The following is a 17,587-nucleotide window of genomic DNA, read 5'->3' as shown; positions in this document are numbered from 1 at the left end:
GCTTTCTTTGCCATAGGGACAGCCTATCGATCTGAACGGCTGGTCCAGATATCTTCATCCAGCTGAGCATGCAATTCCGGGTATTGGGCGCTGTCAAACGTTGGCACCTTACCCTGAGCCAATTGCGCGTTATAGTCTTTCGCCAGTTTCACCACTGTGCCCGACAACAGCAAAATAGCGATCAGGTTGATAATGGCCATCATTCCCATAGACACATCCGCCATCGCCCATACCGTCGGTAATTCGGCCAGCGCCCCGAACATCACCATGCCCAATACCACGGCGCGAAAAATCAGCAGTCCGGCTTTGTGGTTATGCTCAAGAAAAATCAGGTTGGTTTCGGCATAAGAGTAATTGGCTACCAGCGAGGTAAAGGCAAACAGGAAGATAGCGATAGCAATGAAGATCCCTCCCCAGTCCCCCACCTGAGAAGCCAGCGCCCGCTGCGTCAGCTCTATACCTGTGACTTCGCCATGAGGTACATACTCACCAGACATCAGAATAATCGCCACAGTGGCCGAACAGATAACGATAGTATCGGTAAAGACCCCCAGCATCTGCACATAGCCTTGCGACGCCGGATGTGGCGGGTACGGCGTGGCCGAGGCGGCCGCATTCGGCGCCGAACCCATGCCCGCTTCATTGGAAAACAGCCCGCGCTTCAGGCCATTAATCATGCCCTGAGCTATGGTATAACCCAGAGCGCCGGAGGCCGCTTCTTCCAGACCAAAGGCACTGCGGAAAATCAAGGCGATCACCGAAGGAACCTGTTCGATATTCATTGCCACGACCACCAGTGCCAGCAACAGATAACAAATCGCCATCACTGGTACCAGAATTTCAGCAGTGCGGGCAATGGTTCGCATGCCACCGAATATGATAAAACCGGTCAGCGCCACCAGCACCATGCCGACCACCACAGGTTGCCAGCCAAAGGCCACATTCATGGCTTTGGCAATGGAGTTAGCCTGAACCGCGTTGAATACCAGACCGAAGGCAATGATCAGAAAGATAGAGAACACCACCCCCATCCAGCGCATTCCCAGCCCTTTTTCCATGTAGTACGCCGGACCGCCCCGGTAATTGCCGTCATCATCCCGGGTCTTGTACAACTGGGCCAGCGCACTTTCCGCGAATGCTGTCGCCATCCCTAACATGGCAATCAGCCACATCCAGAAAATCGCGCCCGGCCCACCCAAGGTAAGTGCCACGGCGACCCCGGCCATGTTGCCGGTTCCGACCCGGGCAGCCAGACTGGTGCATAATGCCTGAAAAGAAGAGATACCGGCAGCATCCGACTTACGGCTGTTTTTCATCACTTTAAACATATGGACAAAATGCCGGAACTGAATAAACCCCAGCAAGTAGGTAAAATAGATCCCTACCCCGACCAGCAGGTAAATCAATACAGATCCCCACAGCAGATCATTGAGGAAATTTATCTGACTTGTCACACCAACCCCTTAGCTTGCTCAAAGGTATCTTTGCCCGGCACGCCTTTGCTGTGCCACTTCATTCAACTGTAATTCATCTGTCAGCCCAAGCTGAGATAAAGCCAGAAAAACATTTGCATTGCAGATACTGACCTGTTGGCTGATCTCAGCCCGTTTTGGTTCCCGGCTGCCGAAAACCTGAGCGATGATGCGGAGTTAGTCGCAAAAAATCAATCCACACTGAACAGAATTGAGCACTGCATTACTTTCTAACCAACTGGACAAACCATTGGGTTCAATGATTCAGTTTGAACTAATTTCACAAATAAATAACAAATGCGAAATACTTCAATTTTATTCTACACCGTATTGTGATATTTAACTGATGATCGAGGGGCAAGATGCCCCCGCTCTGAGCAATACTCAGAATGGTAGAGAGGTGCAATATGGATGGCTTTGGATTCGACAACATGCTTGAAAGCGATTTTCCTCGTCGCAATGCACGCAGTAAACCTGTTAAGCGTAAGTGGCGGGAAATTGAAGCACTCAAAGATAAGCAAAAACTGAAAAAGGAACTTCAGGACATTGATATCTTACATGAGTTTACCGATGAGGTAGATTTGTAATCTGGGTTTTGCACTACCATTACTAGGTTAAGGCTAGTATCAAACGACCAACACCGGCTCTGCAGCCGGTGCTGTTTTTTGTGGCCCGGCAGATGTTAATGATCGGGCTCAAGCCGGTTTGCCAATTCCCGGTACTGAACTGAAACCTCTTTACCGAACAGAGGATCACACAGGCAATCCTGGTATTCTTCTTCAACGGCTGCCCAGTCCTGGTCGGTAAAATGCTGGCGGATCACAGGGAACACCTTCTTCTCTTCGGTGTCCAGGTGCTGGTGCTGGCGCTCTACAAAGGCATTCAATTTTCCCGCAAAAACATCCAGCGGAATCACGGCATCCATCAGAATCATGTCGACGGTTTCGGCAAACTCTGCGGTCAGTCTAGCCAGCTCTATATGTTCCGCCTCCAGATCCAAAATGTCCTGCTCCTCACCATAGTGTCTGAGGTAGTAATGGTATATGACATCTTCTTTTGGGTGATGGCAGTGCTCGGCCTGGTTCTGCAGATAGGTCACTATGTCGCGAATGAGCTGATAATTCACTTCGTGACCCGCTTGGATCCCTTTTAATTTTGTACCTAACAGTTTAAGCAACCGGTTGATATAACCATGTTCGGTGTGAATACTGTCCAATAGCATTTCGACCTCCCGGACATTAACATCCCAGCTATAAGTGTAAACCGGGATAGCGAATTCTGTTTGATCCAGGTTAAGTTGCCTTACATTTGTTCAGGAAGTTGCCAGTTAATCTCACTTTTACGGCTTTGTCGCAACCACTTGTTTGCCTGAGAGAAATGGCGACAGCCAAAAAAGCCCCGATAAGCAGACAAGGGTGACGGATGTGCCGCTTCCAGCACCCAGTGTCTGTCCCTGTCGATATGTTTTCCTTTCTTGTGGGCATGCGCTCCCCACAGCAGGAACACCAGACCATCTCTGTGCTGATTCAGACTGGCAATGACCCTGTCGGTAAACATTTCCCAGCCATATTTACTGTGCGAATGCGCTTTGCCTTGCTCAACCGTCAGCACAGTATTGAGCAGAAGTACGCCCTGCTCTGCCCAGGGCTGTAAGCAGCCATGGCTGGGAATGCTAAATCCATCGATATCAGTGGCCAGCTCTTTATACATATTGGCCAGAGACGGGGGGACTTTAACTCCGGGTTGCACCGAGAAACTGAGCCCGTGTGCCTGTTCAGGGCCGTGATAAGGATCCTGGCCCAGGATCACTACCTTGACCTGATCAAAGGGAGTGGTATCAAAAGCGCGAAATACATCGGCCTCAGCCGGATAGATCACTCTGCCAGCCTGCCTTTCTGCGGCAACTTGTGCCTCAGCCTGCTGAAAGTAAGCTTGCTGCCTTTCCTGTTCCAGCAACTGTTTCCAGTCGAAAAGAGATGAAGATGGGGAATCTGAAACAGACATGTCGGCTCCTGCGGGGAAAATGAAGGTAAGCCGACATTCTGCCTGTCTGATCACGGCATCGCAATGACAACAGGTATCATTTGGGCCGGGACACAGGGCCAACAGGTGTACGCCAGTGACCGCGTCCCTGAATAGGACGATTGGCCTGAGGAAGGCGTGAGCCGCTTACTGAGTTCATTCCGGGGGCTGGCATTGCGCTCGCTTTCATAGGGTGTTTCCTCATAATTGAAGGTTCAGTCTATTCAATGAAAGATCAATGCCAACTTTGTCAGTTTGTTCACTAGAGTTTTCTTACAGTGATTTAGCGGCATCTGTAGACCTCAGGCGACCAAAGCAGCAATCTGCTTTATCGCCAATGCGCCAGTTGAGCGCATTTGTGCGCATAATTTGTGCAGCGTCACGCAATAGGCAGTAAGGCAGTAAGAGTGCTTAGTTGATACAGATCAAGGGACCGGGGGCCCAACGCGGTAGGATGCCGTTATCCCTGACCACTTTGTCAGGCACACTATTTTGCTGTTTCAGATGACAACCAAGGAGCTGCCATGATCACCGGCATTCAAATTACCCAAGCGGCTAATCCTCAACTGCTCAATTCCATCTGGCTGCTGGATGCTGCCAGTGGCACAGCCCGCTGCCTGTGTACCATTGACGACTTTGCGCAAGATCAGGACATCGCCCTGTCTGAACTGGGTCAGATTGAGTACCGCGAACTGCCTGTTGAACAGGCTCCGCGTATTGAAGGCGGGCAGCACCTCAACGTGAATGTGCTCAGGCGTGAAACCCTGGAAGACGCCGTGGCGCACCCGGAAAAATATCCGCAGCTGACCATTCGGGTGTCTGGTTACGCGGTACGTTTCAACTCGCTGACGCCAGAGCAGCAGCGTGATGTCATCGCCCGGACGTTTACCAGCACTTTATAAAAGCTTGCCGTACAAAAACGCCGCAACCTATTGGTCTGCGGCGTTTTTACCGTCTGATTTTTACTGAAATCAGGCTTTTTTCACAAATTCAGACTTCAGCATCATAGCCCCGATACCATCAATCTTACAGTCGATGTTATGGTCGCCATCCACCAGGCGGTTGATTTTCACTTTAGTCCCCACTTTGGCGACAGATGACGAACCTTTTACCTTGAGATCTTTAATCAGGGTAACGAAATCGCCTTCCTGCAACACAGTGCCGTTCGCGTCTTTCACAATCAGTGCATCCACATCTTCTGTCACTTCACCCGGAATCCATTCATGACCACACTCAGGACAGATCAACAGGTTGCTGTCTTCATAGACATAAGATGAATTGCATTCAGGGCAAGGAGGTAAGGTATCGCTCATACGCTGCTATCTCTCATTTAAAAAGTCATCACTTAAAGATATTCGCCCACCACTGACTTGTCAGTGCCGGACGAGATGCCTGACATTATAATGTAATTATCATTAAATTATCACCTTGCCGGTTCTGTCATCACAAACCCCTGCCATGAAGGAGATACTGTTAATTAAAACAACATCTTATACAGGCACAGCATGGCTGTCTGAAGCGATTACTTCACCTGAGGGTTCTTCGTTGCGTCATCATCCAGATAACTGATGTCGTGCTTTTCCAGGTATTCACGGATCAACTGGCGGACCACCTGGGACGGTGTCAGATCCTGGGAAGCGCACAGCTTTTCAAAGGCCTGCTTTTTACGGGGATCCATCAATACGGTAAAACGGGCAGTCTTGCTTTCCACACTCAGCTACTCTCGGTCGGACATGATAATCAAATTATAATCTTAACCTGATGATGAAGAAACGATACAGACAAAAAGAGCCACCATAACGGTGGCTCAATCAGAGTATGACCCGCAGAGAGGTATCAGTCCTGAACGGCTTGCAGCACAGCTTTTAACTGAGCAAAATCATTGTCACGCTCAACCGACAGCAACTCCATTGCGCCATGTTTGGCAAGCGGCGCAGGTAAATCTATCTCTTTTTGCAGGATATCTTCCACCACTTCCTTGAACTTGGCTGGGTGCGCGGTACACAGGAACAGACCTGTCTCGCCGGCTTGCAGCTGCTCATTGAGTATACGATAGGCAATGGCGCCATGTGGCTCACACAGATAACCGTCGGCATCCATCTGACGCAGTGTCTCTGCGGTCTGCTCGTCGCTTACCGCGCCGTAGCCCAGCTCGTTCAGGCCCCAGCCTTGTTGCTGACACAGCTCTTCAATACGCGGCCAGTTGTTTGGCTGGCTGACATCCATGGCATTGGAAATAGTCGGCACTGTGGCTTTAGGATCCCACTTGCCATCTTGCAGATAGCGGGGCACGGTATCGTTCACATTGGTGGCGGCGATAAAACGTTTCACTGGCAAACCCAGCGCTTTGGCCAGCAGGCCGGCGGTCAGGTTACCGAAGTTGCCGCTAGGAACCGACACCACCAGATTGCCGCGAGCAGCTTTCGGCAGTTGCGCCACCGCTTCGAAGTAGTAACAGATCTGCGCCATCAGGCGACTGATATTGATAGAGTTGGCTGAGTTCAGGCCCACTTCCTGACGCAGTTCAGCATCATCAAAAGCGTGCTTGACCAGCGACTGACAATCATCAAAGGTGCCATTCACTGCCACAGTGTGGATATTGCCGCCCAGCGTACAGAACAGCTTTTCCTGCAGCGGGCTGATTTTGCCCTTCGGATACAGGATCACCACCTTGATGTTGTCCATACCGTAGAAAGCATGGGCCACAGCCGCACCGGTATCGCCTGAGGTCGCGGTAAGAATAGTGATGTTGCCATTGGCGTCAGACACTGCCGCCAGCGATTGCGCCATGAAGCGGCCACCAAAATCTTTAAATGCCAGCGTCGGGCCGTGGAACAACTCCAGCGCATAGACTGCGTCTTTCACTTGTGCGACCGGAGCCGGGAACTGGAAAGCGTTACTGACCATTTGTCGGACGGTTTCCGCGCCCAGTTCATCACCGATAAAAGCAGACAGAATACGGCTGCTGCGAGTAACGAAATCCTGCTCCAGCAACGCATCGATGTCGCCTAAATCCGGCAGTTGAGCAGGAAAAAACAGGCCCTGATTACGGCCCAGCCCCTGGCGGACTGCCTGGGCAAAAGACACTTCTTCCTGATGATCTTTCAAGTTATACAGCTTCATGATTAATACTCACTTCCTATTTCTGTTGAACCCTGGCTGTCGAGACGACAGACATGGACGAATCCTTCATCATTCTGGACATAATGCTGCTGCAACCAGCGGGCAATGCGCTCTGCGACCTCCAGATCATCACAGATGCTGAACATGGTCGGGCCTGAACCTGAAATACCACTGGCTAACGCGCCCGCTTCCAAGGCGTACTGACGCGCTTCCTTAAAGCCCGGCAGCAAGCCTTCTCGGTAGGGTTCGGCCACCACGTCTTTGATCATTTTGGCGGCCAGTTGCGGCTGCTGGCTGTGGCAGGCATGAATAAAACCTCCCAGATAACGGCCATGGGCAATGATATCCTGTCGACGGTACTGAGCCGGTAAAATAGCCCGGGCTTCAGCAGTCGATACCTTGATGCCAGGATACGCCATCACCCAGTACCAGTTATCGAAACTCGGGACCGACTGGCTGATGATCCCCAGCTCCTCGACCATGAATTGCAACCCGCCAAGATAGCAGGGTGCCACGTTGTCGTAATGCACACCGCCTGAAATCTGACCTTCCATTTCCCCCATCAGCGCCAGCAGTTCTGTCTCTGTCAGCGGGTTTTCATGAAAGCGGTTCAGCGCATCCAGGGCAGCCACAATTGAGCAGGCACTGGAACCCAGACCGGAACCAATTGGCATATTCTTCGCCAGTGTCATCGACACAGGTTTCAGGCTGACGCTTTTCTTATCCAGCTCACGGGCAAACACCTGCCAGCAGTGATAAACGATGTTCTCTTGCGGCTCAGCCGGCAGCTTAGCGACAAAATCACCTTCACATCGCAGTGAAAAGGGCTCTGTGCCGGCGGCCACTGTCACTTTATCCCCCAGCAGGGTGCCATCAACGGGCGACACTGCCGCCCCGAGAACATCAAAACCGACACTGACATTACCAATAGATGCCGGTGCGTAAACAGTCACACTCATTGTTAAACTCCCAGTTTCCAGCCGACGGTACGCATCAGATCAGCGAAGACCCCTGCCGCTGTGACCTCGGTACCGGCACCGTATCCGCGCAGAACCAGAGGAATGGGTTGATAGTAACGGCTGTAGAAAGCCAGGGCATTCTCGCCGTCCTTGATTTTAAACATAGGATCATCCTGATCAACGGCCGCCACTTTCACTTTGCATTTACCGTTGTCAATTTCACCTATGTAGCGCAGTACTTTGCCTTCTGCGGCCGCTTTGGCTGACCATTCACTGAAGTAAGCATCGGCCTGTGGCAGACGCTGCATGAAGGCCTCAACATCGCCACTTTGATCAAAGCCCGGCGGCAAGGCCGGCTCGACCACCACATCGCTCAGCTCAAGGGCATAACCAGCCTCACGGGCCAGAATCAAGAGTTTGCGCGCCACATCCATGCCGGACAGATCATCACGGGGATCCGGCTCAGTGAAACCGTTATTACGGGCCACAGTCGTTGCTTCACTCAGGCTCATGCCTTCGTCCAGCTTACCGAAGATGAAAGACAGCGAACCTGACAAAATACCGGCGAAACGCTCCAGCTCATCACCGGCAGCCATCAGGTTCTGCAGGTTTTCAATCACTGGCAGACCGGCACCGACAGTGGTGTCATACATGAAACGGCGGCGGGTTACGCGCGCGGCCTGACGCAACTGGTGATAATAAGCCATACTGGCCGTATTGGCTTTCTTGTTGGGCGTGATAACGTGGAAACCAGCGGCCAGGAAATCCACATACTGCTCGGCAATGGCTTCGTCTGAGGTACAATCGATAATCACAGGGTTGATGATGTGATTACGCTGCACCAGCTGAATCAGGCTAGCCAGATTGAACCCTCCGCTTGCCTGGCCGATCGCATCGCGCCAGTTTTCCAGCGGCAGGCCATTATTGTCCAATAACATGCCTTTGCTGTTCGACAAGCCACAGACACGAATGACAATGCCGTTTTCAGCCAGCTTCTCTTGCTGGCGCTGGATCTGATCCACCAGCTCGCCACCAACACCACCGACACCAACCACAAACACATCCAGGAAGTGTTTACTGTTGAACAGGTTCTCATGACAGGCTTTCACCGCTTCCGAGACTTTGTTGGCCGGAATCACAGCGGAAATAGCCCTTTCAGAAGAGCCCTGCGCAATCGCGATAATATTGACATTCACTTCGGCCAGCGAGGTAAAAAAGCGCGACGCCACACCACGGGAAGTACGCATACCGTCCCCGACCAGGGTCACGATCGCTGAATCGTCAATAAACTCTACCGGCTCTAACAGACCTTCTTTCAGCTCCAGCTCAAAATTATTACGCAGCGCCTGCTCAGCCACGAGTTGATCATCACTTTCGATACAAAAACTGATGCTGTATTCAGACGAGGACTGAGTGATCAGAACAATTGATACCCCTGCTGCTGACATTGCCCCGAATACGCGGGCTGCCATGCCGACCATGCCTTTCATACCAGGGCCGGACACATTTACCATGGTCAGGTTTTTGAGCGTGGTAATGCCTTTGATCGCCAGCTTGTCTTCACCCGTATCCTGACCGATCAGTGTACCGGCACCTTGCGGGTTAAAACTGTTTTTGATCAGGCAGGGAATGTGGAATTGCGCGATGGGTGCAATGGTTTTGGGATGCAGTACCGAAGCACCGAAGTAAGAGAGTTCCATTGCTTCCTGGTAACTGAGCGATTTCAGCAAACGGGCATCAGGCACCAGACGCGGATCGCAGTTATAGACACCATCGACATCTGTCCAGATTTCACAGCACTCAGCACGCAGACAGGCTGCCAGCACAGCCGCTGAATAATCCGAACCGTTACGGCCTAAAATAACCAGCTCACCTTTCTCATTACCGGCTGTAAAACCCGGCATGATATGGATGTGCCCTTCAGCCAGCGGATGACGGCGGAAGTTGTCAGTTGAGATTTCAATGTCGACATGCCCTTCCAGGTAATCGCCATGCGCCACTAAAGAAGCAACCGGATCAATCAGATCCGCTTTATGCCCTTTGGCTTCCAGCACCGCTTTCATGACTACGATAGAAATACGTTCACCTTTACTGATGACACGGGCGTAAACATTGTCCGGGCACTGTCCCAGCAACTTCATCCCGTGGACCAGTTGCTTCAGTTGCCCCAGCGAGCTGGCGAGTTTGGCATCCACGGCTGAACGCTCAAACGCAGGTAAAAGCTGCTCAATACCATCAAACAGGCTGTTAAAGGTGTTTTCCAGATCGGTGAGCTGCAGCTCGGCATCGCCCGTCGCGACTGTGGTATCTATGACTGACACCAGTTTGTTGGTCACTTTGCCCGGTGCTGACAGCACCACTGAGACTTCACCCTGGTGGGCATTACTGGCGATGATATCCGCCGCCCTGAGAAACCGGTCGGCATCCGATAAAGATGAACCGCCAAACTTAAGCACTCGCATTCCCTACTCCACTTCCGTTAATTTTGACTTGTCGGCAATTGCTTCCTGGCTGTTATTGTATGTGGCCAGTGAATATTGCCATTGAATCTGAAAAAATCATGGTGAAAAAAAAGCCCGCACTGTGAGGTGCGGGCTTTTTTTTGAAATCTTGCGCGTATCAGCCCGCCCCAACACTGTTTGTGCCGGTAATAATAATGGTGGTGGTGCCGATAAGGTTAAGTGCCATGTTTTTATATTATTGCTAATGTTGTGTGCGTGTTGTTTACGTTTACCTGATCCCCAGGTATGAGTCAACACTGACTAGTGATTTATTTCTTACTTTCCCAGAATACAGTTTTTGTCTCTGCCAATTCATTATTCCCGCCAAGAATAGATTAGTCGCATAAAATTAGAGGAAATCGCATTTCTGCAATTGCAGTTAACTCATTGACATAGCATAGTAACTCGTAAGGATTATTTGCCTTCTCAAGCAAGACCTGAAGCAATTAACCCGTTAAAGCCCAACAATGTTCTGGTTCAAGATAGTCAACGCACCCTCAGAACCAGAGAGATCACTCACAGGCCATGCAGGAAGACAGCCTGGAGGATGACAATGATTACAATAATATTTCGGAGGGATCCGGCATGACAGCAGCGATGGAACAGCTTGTTGCACATACCATACTCCAAGGCTTTGATGCCATGTACGGCCGGTTTCTGGATGTCACCGCCGGTGCGCAGGACAGATTTGAAAATCAGGACTGGATGTCAGTCCATCAGGCCCTGAAACAGAGGATCAGCTTTTACGACCATCATGTGGAACTGGTCAGCCGCCAGATCCAGATTATGCTCGGCAGGCAATACGCTAACCGCGAGTTTCTGACCGCCGTCAAATCCTCCTATGAAGATCTGCTGCTGGATTACCCTCGCTATGACATTGCCGAAAGCTTCTTTAATTCCGTCTATTGCCGAATTTTCGAGCATCGCGATATCAACCGCGACAAACTGTTTGTGCACAGCTCGCAGACCGGGCGCATCGCGCCTTATCCAACCGCTTTAACCCGTTTGTACCAGTCTGAGAACGGGTCGCACTATCTGTTTGAACGCATGATGGATGAAACCCCTTTCACACTGAACTGGGAAGACAAAAACCGGGATATTGCCCTGATAGTGACCAGGCTCAACAATGAGTTTGGCAGTGCAGCGATGCAAAAAGCGCGACTTGAGCTGATCAAAGAACCGTTTTACCGTAATAAAGCCGCTTACCTGATTGGCCGGCTGTTGCTGGAAAACAATACCCAGATCCCCCTGGTGTTACCTGTGCTGACCACAGATAATCGCCAGCTGTATGTGGATGCCTGTCTGTGCCATGTTGATGATGTCAGTATCGTTTTTGGCTTCGCGCGTTCTTATTTCATGGTGTACGCTCCGGCACCTGCTGCACTGGTCCGTTTCCTCAGCGAGCTGTTACCAAACAAAACCCATGCCGAACTTTACACCGCCATAGGTTGCCAGAAGCACGGTAAAACAGAGCTGTACCGGGAATTTCTCCATCACCTTGAACACTCTGACGACAAGTTCGATCTGGCGCCGGGTATCAAGGGCATGGTCATGAGTGTCTTTACCCTTCCTTCCTACGGGTTCGTCTTCAAAGTGATCAAAGACAAATTTGCCCCTCAGAAAGAAATGAACCGAGCCACAGTCAAAGAGAAATATCAGCTGGTTAAAGAGCATGACAGGGTCGGCCGGATGGCAGATACCCAGGAATACCGCAACTTCAGTTTTGACCGCTGCCGATTCAGTCCTGAGTTACTGGAAGAATTACAGCGTGAAGCACCGTCGAGCCTTATCGTGACTGACAAGGAAATCATGATAAAGCACCTCTATATCGAGCGCAGGATGATCCCTTTCAACCTGTATATTGAACAAGCCAATGATGACGATCTGCGCCACGCCGTGGATGAATACGGCAAAGCCATCAAACAACTGGCGGCCGCCAACATCTTCCCGGGTGACATGCTGTTCAAAAACTTCGGTGTGACACGCCATAAACGCGTGGTCTTCTATGACTATGATGAAATCAGCTACATGACCGAAATTAACTTCCGCCATATTCCGCCGCCCCGGTTCCCGGAAGATGAACTGTCAGCTGAACCCTGGTACAGCGTGGGCACCAATGATGTTTTCCCGGAAGAATTTCGTACTTTCCTGCTGATCAACCCCAAAGTGCGAAAACTGTTCGATGAACTGCACAGCGATTTGTTTGACCCCGGCTACTGGCAGCACTTACAGTCAAACATTGAGCAAGGGCGGTTTGAAGATGTTTTTCCGTATAAAGAAAAACACCGGCTGATAAGAGCACAAAAACACTCGTAATTTGATCTTTGCCGCAATCTGAGATGTAAATCAATGATGTGCGACGAAACACGCACTTTGTGAAATATTTCTGGCCTAGGATTAATTGGTATACAAAAGGAAACTGCACTCACAGGGATGGCTGAGGATGAAACACTGCTGCTTATTGCTCTTATTCTGTCTGGCCTGGCCAGCGCTGGCCACGGAGCCGGCAACTGAGCCTGTTTCAGCATCAGCAATGGCAGGATGGTTTCTTAATTCTCAGTCACGCAGCGCTGAACAATTTGACCTCTGGCAGATAGACAGCGGTTATGCCTATGCCCTGACTCAGTCCACCCAGGTGTATGTCAGTACCCGCCTTAAAAGCGGCAACCAGCAACAGGCGGCAACACGTGGCTTATTATCGGGCGTAAAGTACAACTTCAGCCCCAAAATCAGCCTGCGCAGTGCGGTAACGTCTGAGCGGGTGGAAGAAAACACCCGTCTGGGTGTCGAGCTCAGCAGTCAATACGAGCTGAATGAGAAGGTAAACCTGCATGCCACCATGGATTATGAAGCGTTAGAGCAGGTGTATCAGCTCGGTATTGGCTTTCGATTTTAAGCCCCCCCCCCACCAACAGAGCACAGGCTCAAAGCACGGACAAATCCAGCGGCTCTTTACTCAACAAGATACCATTGGGATCCGCGTACAGAATATCCCCGGGGTAAACCAGCGTATGTGCGACGGTCAGGGTGACATTCCTGTCTCCGGTCTGGCGTTTCTCAGTTTTAAACGGACATACCGCAATGGCTTTGACCCCCAGCGCCATCTCGCTCAGCGCGACGACATCACGCACTGCGCCGTTAACCACTATACCTTCCCATTGATTCTTGATCGCCAGCAGAGCCAACTGATCACCCAACAAGGCTTTGTTTAACGATCCATGACCATCGATCACCAGCACCTTGCCGGTGCCGTCTTCGTTGAGAATATCCCTCACCAGACTGTTATCTTCAAAGCAGCGCAGTGTCACCACTTCGCCATAAAACACAGGCTTCCCACCAAAATCGCGATGTGCCAGCGGCAACCAACGTACTTCATCCTCGTAGTGGTCACACAAATCCGGCAATAGATCTTTCATCGTAGAACTCCTTACTCTAATCCTTGAATATGAAGATAAGCGGGCCATTTCCCGAGCTCGGTCTGAGAAAAACCCTGATGCTTAAGCATAACGGGCACCAGAAACAGCTGCTGCTGTGATACCCAGTAAATTGCATTTTGCTGCCACTTCGCCGCCAGCTCACAAGCCTGACTCAACCCGGTACACACTGCCAGACTCGGCTCATGCCAGCGCCCGTCCGGCGCACTGCAATCAAGCCTCAGGTAAGCATATCCCAAAGCGGACAATTCAGCTTCCAGACGCTGCTGCCGCTGACGATTTTCCTTACAACTGAGTACGATACTTTCAGGGTTAAAAGCGGTTAAAATAGCGAAGCTCGAGTAGTCAGGTATCTCAGACGCACGAAAAATGATCTGCTGATAGCTTAGCCATATTGCCTGCCGGGCATGCCATTCCGCATGCCTGTCCTGCAACGGATCATCATCAGAGTGGCGGCAATCTTCCGACATGTGTCTGATCTCCCTGCCTGGTCAGCCAATACGACTGTTATCTTTAACAGCCTTATTTCATTGATGAAACAACAAATTGTTTGAGCTATAACAATAAGATAGTGTTTCCGATACGCTAGTATCGCACGGTAAAATCGAAAAAACTGAGCGCAATACAATAAAATCATATTGTTAGTACGCTGTTAAATGCATACAATCGTCTGTATCCAAGGGAAATTGTAGCCAGTCCCGCAAGTTCGGGTTTTTCAGCAAGTTGTCCGTTGGGCCGCTGAAAAATGAGGATGGCGTACCAGCAGGTAGTTGAAAAGACGGGTGCAAACTGCAACTGTTCTGTTACTTTGCCTGTAAGCGAATTATTTTTATAGAATTGAAATATTCTCTGTTAGACCAGATTCCGTTTTGAGTAATTAGGTACTGCCAATGCAAACCCCTCACATTCTAATTGTAGAAGACGAGCACGTAACCCGTAACACCCTGAAAAGCATCTTTGAAGCAGAAGGGTATACGGTTTTAGAAGCCAGCGACGGTGCAGAAATGCACAAGATGCTGTCTGAACATCATGTTCACCTTGTGATCATGGATATCAATCTGCCAGGTAAAAATGGCCTGCTGCTGGCCCGTGAATTGCGTGAGCAAGGCGATATGGCGTTGATGTTCCTGACCGGACGTGACAACGAAGTGGATAAGATCCTTGGCCTGGAAATTGGTGCGGATGATTACATCACTAAACCTTTCAATCCAAGAGAGCTGACCATTCGTGCCCGTAACCTGTTAACTCGCGCAATGAGCCAGGGGCTGGCCTCAGAAGATCGCCGCCTGGTTGAGCGCTATGAGTTTAATGGCTGGTCTCTGGAACTGAACAGCCGTTCTCTGATGAGCCCGAGCGGTGATCAGTTCAAGCTGCCACGCTCTGAATTCCGTGCCCTGCTGCATTTTTGCGAAAATCCAGGCAAAATCCAGACCCGTGCAGAGCTGCTGAAAAAGATGACCGGCCGTGATCTGAAGCCGCATGACCGCACAGTTGACGTCACTATCCGCCGTATTCGTAAGCATTTTGAATCAGTGTCCGACACCCCGGAAATTATCGCCACTATCCATGGTGAAGGGTATCGTTTCTGCGGTGATATCGAAGAAAACTAAGACCAGACACTAACTTGTCCGCCATACAAAAAAGCGTCGCTATTGCGACGCTTTTTTAATGGTTTGCTATCCGCCTGTTCAGCTCTCTTTATTGGCTAACCAGGTTTTCAGCACCTTCAAATCGGCCTGATAACTCGTTTTAATTTCATCAACCCAGTCTTCGATGTTTTCCCACCAGGCCGGCAATTCAGGCGACTGTGCTTTCTGGGCCACCTGCTGAATACGCTTCAGGCCAATAGAACCCGCGGCTCCCTTGATCTTGTGCGCTTCAAACTTAATGCCGTCCTTGTCTTTCGCCGTCATATTCGAATCAAGAATCGCCAGATATTCAGGCATCATTTTTTCGAACATATCCAGTGAATCATACACAGGCTGAGCACCGACAATATCCACATAGGAGTCCAGCATCTCCAAATCCAACAGTTTGCTCAGCGTATCCTCGCTCAGACTGTTCTCGTCAGCTATCACAGGCTCCTGGCCCTCCGTCTGGCTGGCACCCTGCTGTATCAAAGTCTGAATCACAGTGTTAATCGCCTTAACGCTGAGCGGCTTACTGATGGCATCATCCATGCCCTGATCCAGATATTCGTGTTTGTCTTTAATGACATTGGCCGTCAGCGCCACCAGTGGCGGCAACTGGCGATAGCGCGCACGCAGGACTTTGGCGATTTCAAAACCTGTCATATCCGGTAATTGAATATCCAGCAGCACCAAATCGTACTGAGCCGGTGTAAACACCTCCAGTGCCTCATCCCCTCGCATCGCCACAGTGACCTGATGCCCCAGGCCCTCCAGCAATGCCTTGGCAACTGTGATATTCAGCTCTATGTCTTCCACCATGAAAATGCGCAGTGAATGCTGTGCCAATTCGGGCAGCTCTTCATCCTCGACAATCTGCTCAAGCACAGGGACACAGATAGTGACAGTGAACGTACTGCCTTCCCCGACTTCGGAGCTGACTTCAATATCCCCGCCCATCATGTTCACCAGCTGGCGCGATACCGCCAGGCCAATACCGGTGCCGACGGCATGCAGATTATCCTGACCCTGTTTCACCTGATAGTACATAGCGAAGACTTTATCCAGCTCAGACTCAGGAATGCCGATCCCGCTGTCTTCGATCTCAAAAATGATTTCCGCCTGCTGATTGTCCAGCAGTTCGCTGCTCACAGACAGAATAACCCCGCCTTCCTTGGTGAACTTGGTCGCGTTGCTGATCAGATTCCACAGCACCTGACGCAGCCGCGTGCCGTCGACCTGAATATAGGGTGGTAAATCAGTCAGTTGTTCCAGATCGAATCGCAGACCCTTCTGCTCGGCCATCAGGCCGGAAATATTGCCCATCTCTTCGATAAAAGCATCGAAGTCCAGCGGTGTTGGCAACAACTCCAGACGACGGCGATCCGACTTATCCATGTCGATAATGTCATTGAAGATATTGCCCAGGGTAATGGCGCTGACATAGATAGTACGCATGTAGCCGCGCTGCTGCTCATTGAGCGGGCCTTCCAGCAGCATTCGGCTCAGTCCCACGATCCCGTTCAGCGGTGTCCGTAATTCATGGCTGATGGTCGAGATAAAGGCGGTTTTATCACGGCTGGCTTTCTCCTGGGCTTCCTGATATTGCTTGCGCTCGGTAATGTCGCGGCCAAATCCCATCAGGCCAAGCCGGCGGCCATCACGGCTGTAAAAAGGCACTTTACGCAATTCAAATATAGCTTTGCGACCGTCAGGGTATTCCAGCCACTGTTCGTAGGTCAGCGAGATATTTTGCGTGAAAACCTGCTGATCAGTTTCCACTATTTTGACCGCCACCTCTTCACTGTACACATCCCAGGGAGTCAGTCCGACCAGCTCCTGTTCCGTTCTGCCGGTCAATTCGGCCATCGCCCGGTTACAGCCAGAAAATTCATTCTTTTCGTTACGGTAATAAATGAGATCCGGCGACGCATCAAGAAAGGACTTCAGCAAGGCACTTTGCTCTGCCAGTTCGAGCTGGGCGCTCTCACGCTGTGCCACCTCATTCTCCAAGTCCTGCATCGCAATCCGGCGCTCTTCTTCAGCCTTAACCCGCACTTCGATCTGCTGATTCAGCTCAGTAATGTTATCTTTCAGCTGCTTGTTCAGGGTCAGATCCCGTGAGCGCATTTCTTCCAGTTTGGTCACCAGCTTGGACAACCGCTGGCGGGAATCTTCAAGCTGATCCACCACCACAGACAGAAAATAAACCGCCCAGGGGGTGATCAACAAACCAAAAAAAACAGAGCGGACAATATCTATGTCCAATACTTCACCCTGCAGTGCCAGTGTGACCCCCACCTGTACCACCACAGCCAATGCCACCAGTGCTAACGCCAACAGCAGGCTGAAGCGCACTATGCCAAGCTTCACCAACAGGTCGACATAGAACTGTGCCAACATTTTTATTTGTTTCATTGTGATTCCTGCTACAACAAAATGCTGCCC

The 17,587-nt window shown here is 50.8% G+C and carries 17 protein-coding genes and 1 other annotated feature; of the genes, 5 read left to right on the top strand and 12 right to left on the bottom strand.

Features of this window, described 5'->3' with window-relative positions; genetic code table 11:
* Positions 1–23: 23 nt before the first annotated feature.
* Positions 24–1,454, bottom strand: a complete 1,431-nt coding sequence (locus L6J37_RS00930; RefSeq protein ID WP_192015541.1) for an alanine/glycine:cation symporter family protein — start codon at positions 1,452–1,454, stop codon at positions 24–26.
* Positions 1,455–1,879: 425 nt separating this feature from the next.
* On the opposite strand from L6J37_RS00930, the gene L6J37_RS00925 reads away from it, so the two are divergent.
* The gene (locus L6J37_RS00925; protein ID WP_192015540.1) at positions 1,880–2,059 is read left to right on the top strand and encodes a DUF3545 family protein; all 180 of its coding nucleotides are present in this window, start codon (positions 1,880–1,882) and stop codon (positions 2,057–2,059) included.
* Positions 2,060–2,154: 95 nt separating this feature from the next.
* Here L6J37_RS00925 and L6J37_RS00920 read toward each other — a convergent pair whose 3' ends face one another.
* The 3 genes from L6J37_RS00920 to L6J37_RS21285 all read right to left on the bottom strand — a co-directional run bounded on the left by L6J37_RS00920 (position 2,155) and on the right by L6J37_RS21285 (position 3,684).
* A complete protein-coding gene (locus L6J37_RS00920; RefSeq protein ID WP_237793816.1) occupies positions 2,155–2,694 on the bottom strand; it encodes a hemerythrin domain-containing protein in 540 nt (179 codons plus the stop codon).
* An 80-nt stretch (positions 2,695–2,774) separates the two neighbouring features.
* On the bottom strand, positions 2,775–3,476 hold the full coding sequence (gene ung, locus L6J37_RS00915) for a uracil-DNA glycosylase (RefSeq protein ID WP_237793815.1): 702 nt from the start codon (positions 3,474–3,476) through the stop codon (positions 2,775–2,777).
* Between the two features lie 76 nt (positions 3,477–3,552).
* Positions 3,553–3,684: a hypothetical protein gene (locus L6J37_RS21285; RefSeq protein WP_255557852.1), complete on the bottom strand. Its 132-nt coding sequence runs from the start codon at positions 3,682–3,684 to the stop codon at positions 3,553–3,555.
* Positions 3,685–4,018: 334 nt separating this feature from the next.
* Between L6J37_RS21285 and grcA the strand changes: the two genes are divergently transcribed.
* Positions 4,019–4,396: an autonomous glycyl radical cofactor GrcA gene (gene grcA / locus L6J37_RS00910; RefSeq protein WP_192015537.1), complete on the top strand. Its 378-nt coding sequence runs from the start codon at positions 4,019–4,021 to the stop codon at positions 4,394–4,396.
* A gap of 69 nt (positions 4,397–4,465) precedes the next feature.
* Here grcA and L6J37_RS00905 read toward each other — a convergent pair whose 3' ends face one another.
* The 5 genes from L6J37_RS00905 to thrA all read right to left on the bottom strand — a co-directional run bounded on the left by L6J37_RS00905 (position 4,466) and on the right by thrA (position 10,038).
* A complete protein-coding gene (locus tag L6J37_RS00905; RefSeq protein WP_027253127.1) occupies positions 4,466–4,807 on the bottom strand; it encodes a zinc ribbon domain-containing protein YjdM in 342 nt (113 codons plus the stop codon).
* 209 nt (positions 4,808–5,016) lie between these two features.
* On the bottom strand, positions 5,017–5,205 hold the full coding sequence (locus tag L6J37_RS00900) for a CopG family transcriptional regulator (RefSeq protein ID WP_027253128.1): 189 nt from the start codon (positions 5,203–5,205) through the stop codon (positions 5,017–5,019).
* 125 nt (positions 5,206–5,330) lie between these two features.
* On the bottom strand, positions 5,331–6,617 hold the full coding sequence (gene thrC / locus L6J37_RS00895) for a threonine synthase (RefSeq protein ID WP_192015535.1): 1,287 nt from the start codon (positions 6,615–6,617) through the stop codon (positions 5,331–5,333).
* A 2-nt stretch (positions 6,618–6,619) separates the two neighbouring features.
* Positions 6,620–7,576, bottom strand: a complete 957-nt coding sequence (gene thrB / locus L6J37_RS00890) for a homoserine kinase (RefSeq protein ID WP_192015534.1) — start codon at positions 7,574–7,576, stop codon at positions 6,620–6,622.
* Positions 7,577–7,578: 2 nt separating this feature from the next.
* Complete coding sequence (gene thrA, locus L6J37_RS00885; RefSeq protein WP_237793813.1) at positions 7,579–10,038, bottom strand: bifunctional aspartate kinase/homoserine dehydrogenase I; 2,460 nt, start codon at positions 10,036–10,038, stop codon at positions 7,579–7,581.
* 103 nt (positions 10,039–10,141) lie between these two features.
* Positions 10,142–10,257: a sequence feature (Thr leader region), on the bottom strand.
* Between the two features lie 405 nt (positions 10,258–10,662).
* Here thrA and aceK point away from each other — a divergent pair.
* Complete coding sequence (gene aceK / locus L6J37_RS00880; protein WP_237793811.1) at positions 10,663–12,393, top strand: bifunctional isocitrate dehydrogenase kinase/phosphatase; 1,731 nt, start codon at positions 10,663–10,665, stop codon at positions 12,391–12,393.
* A 127-nt stretch (positions 12,394–12,520) separates the two neighbouring features.
* On the top strand, positions 12,521–12,973 hold the full coding sequence (locus L6J37_RS00875; RefSeq protein ID WP_237793810.1) for a hypothetical protein: 453 nt from the start codon (positions 12,521–12,523) through the stop codon (positions 12,971–12,973).
* Positions 12,974–13,001: 28 nt separating this feature from the next.
* Here L6J37_RS00875 and L6J37_RS00870 read toward each other — a convergent pair whose 3' ends face one another.
* Complete coding sequence (locus tag L6J37_RS00870) at positions 13,002–13,493, bottom strand: putative 4-hydroxy-4-methyl-2-oxoglutarate aldolase (protein WP_237793808.1); 492 nt, start codon at positions 13,491–13,493, stop codon at positions 13,002–13,004.
* Between the two features lie 11 nt (positions 13,494–13,504).
* Positions 13,505–13,981 (bottom strand): DUF3293 domain-containing protein, encoded by a 477-nt coding sequence (locus tag L6J37_RS00865; protein WP_218383419.1) that lies wholly within the window; start codon positions 13,979–13,981, stop codon positions 13,505–13,507.
* A 420-nt stretch (positions 13,982–14,401) separates the two neighbouring features.
* Here L6J37_RS00865 and arcA point away from each other — a divergent pair, with 420 nt between their 5' ends.
* Positions 14,402–15,121 (top strand): two-component system response regulator ArcA, encoded by a 720-nt coding sequence (gene arcA, locus L6J37_RS00860; protein WP_192015528.1) that lies wholly within the window; start codon positions 14,402–14,404, stop codon positions 15,119–15,121.
* A gap of 78 nt (positions 15,122–15,199) precedes the next feature.
* Here the strand turns inward: arcA and arcB are convergent, their stop codons facing one another.
* A complete protein-coding gene (gene arcB, locus L6J37_RS00855; RefSeq protein ID WP_218383421.1) occupies positions 15,200–17,557 on the bottom strand; it encodes an aerobic respiration two-component sensor histidine kinase ArcB in 2,358 nt (785 codons plus the stop codon).
* Positions 17,558–17,587: the final 30 nt, after the last annotated feature.

The sequence above is a fragment of the Photobacterium sp. WH77 genome (assembly GCF_022014395.1).
GTDB lineage: Bacteria > Pseudomonadota > Gammaproteobacteria > Enterobacterales > Vibrionaceae > Photobacterium > Photobacterium arenosum.
The sequence above is the reverse complement of the archived record's forward strand: the minus strand, read 5'-3'. Positions and strand labels throughout refer to the sequence as shown.

Bases quoted from the DNA above. Each gene is read 5' to 3' on its own strand.
- L6J37_RS00925 (WP_192015540.1), top strand. From the start codon at position 1,880: ATGGATGGCTTTGGATTCGACAACATGCTTGAAAGCGATTTTCCTCGT.
- L6J37_RS00920 (WP_237793816.1), bottom strand. From the start codon at position 2,694: ATGCTATTGGACAGTATTCACACCGAACATGGTTATATCAACCGGTTG.
- ung (WP_237793815.1), bottom strand. From the start codon at position 3,476: ATGTCTGTTTCAGATTCCCCATCTTCATCTCTTTTCGACTGGAAACAG.
- L6J37_RS21285 (WP_255557852.1), bottom strand. From the start codon at position 3,684: ATGAAAGCGAGCGCAATGCCAGCCCCCGGAATGAACTCAGTAAGCGGC.
- grcA (WP_192015537.1), top strand. From the start codon at position 4,019: ATGATCACCGGCATTCAAATTACCCAAGCGGCTAATCCTCAACTGCTC.
- L6J37_RS00905 (WP_027253127.1), bottom strand. From the start codon at position 4,807: ATGAGCGATACCTTACCTCCTTGCCCTGAATGCAATTCATCTTATGTC.
- thrC (WP_192015535.1), bottom strand. From the start codon at position 6,617: ATGAAGCTGTATAACTTGAAAGATCATCAGGAAGAAGTGTCTTTTGCC.
- thrB (WP_192015534.1), bottom strand. From the start codon at position 7,576: ATGAGTGTGACTGTTTACGCACCGGCATCTATTGGTAATGTCAGTGTC.
- thrA (WP_237793813.1), bottom strand. From the start codon at position 10,038: ATGCGAGTGCTTAAGTTTGGCGGTTCATCTTTATCGGATGCCGACCGG.
- aceK (WP_237793811.1), top strand. From the start codon at position 10,663: ATGACAGCAGCGATGGAACAGCTTGTTGCACATACCATACTCCAAGGC.
- L6J37_RS00875 (WP_237793810.1), top strand. From the start codon at position 12,521: ATGAAACACTGCTGCTTATTGCTCTTATTCTGTCTGGCCTGGCCAGCG.
- L6J37_RS00870 (WP_237793808.1), bottom strand. From the start codon at position 13,493: ATGAAAGATCTATTGCCGGATTTGTGTGACCACTACGAGGATGAAGTA.
- L6J37_RS00865 (WP_218383419.1), bottom strand. From the start codon at position 13,981: ATGTCGGAAGATTGCCGCCACTCTGATGATGATCCGTTGCAGGACAGG.
- arcA (WP_192015528.1), top strand. From the start codon at position 14,402: ATGCAAACCCCTCACATTCTAATTGTAGAAGACGAGCACGTAACCCGT.
- arcB (WP_218383421.1), bottom strand. From the start codon at position 17,557: ATGAAACAAATAAAAATGTTGGCACAGTTCTATGTCGACCTGTTGGTG.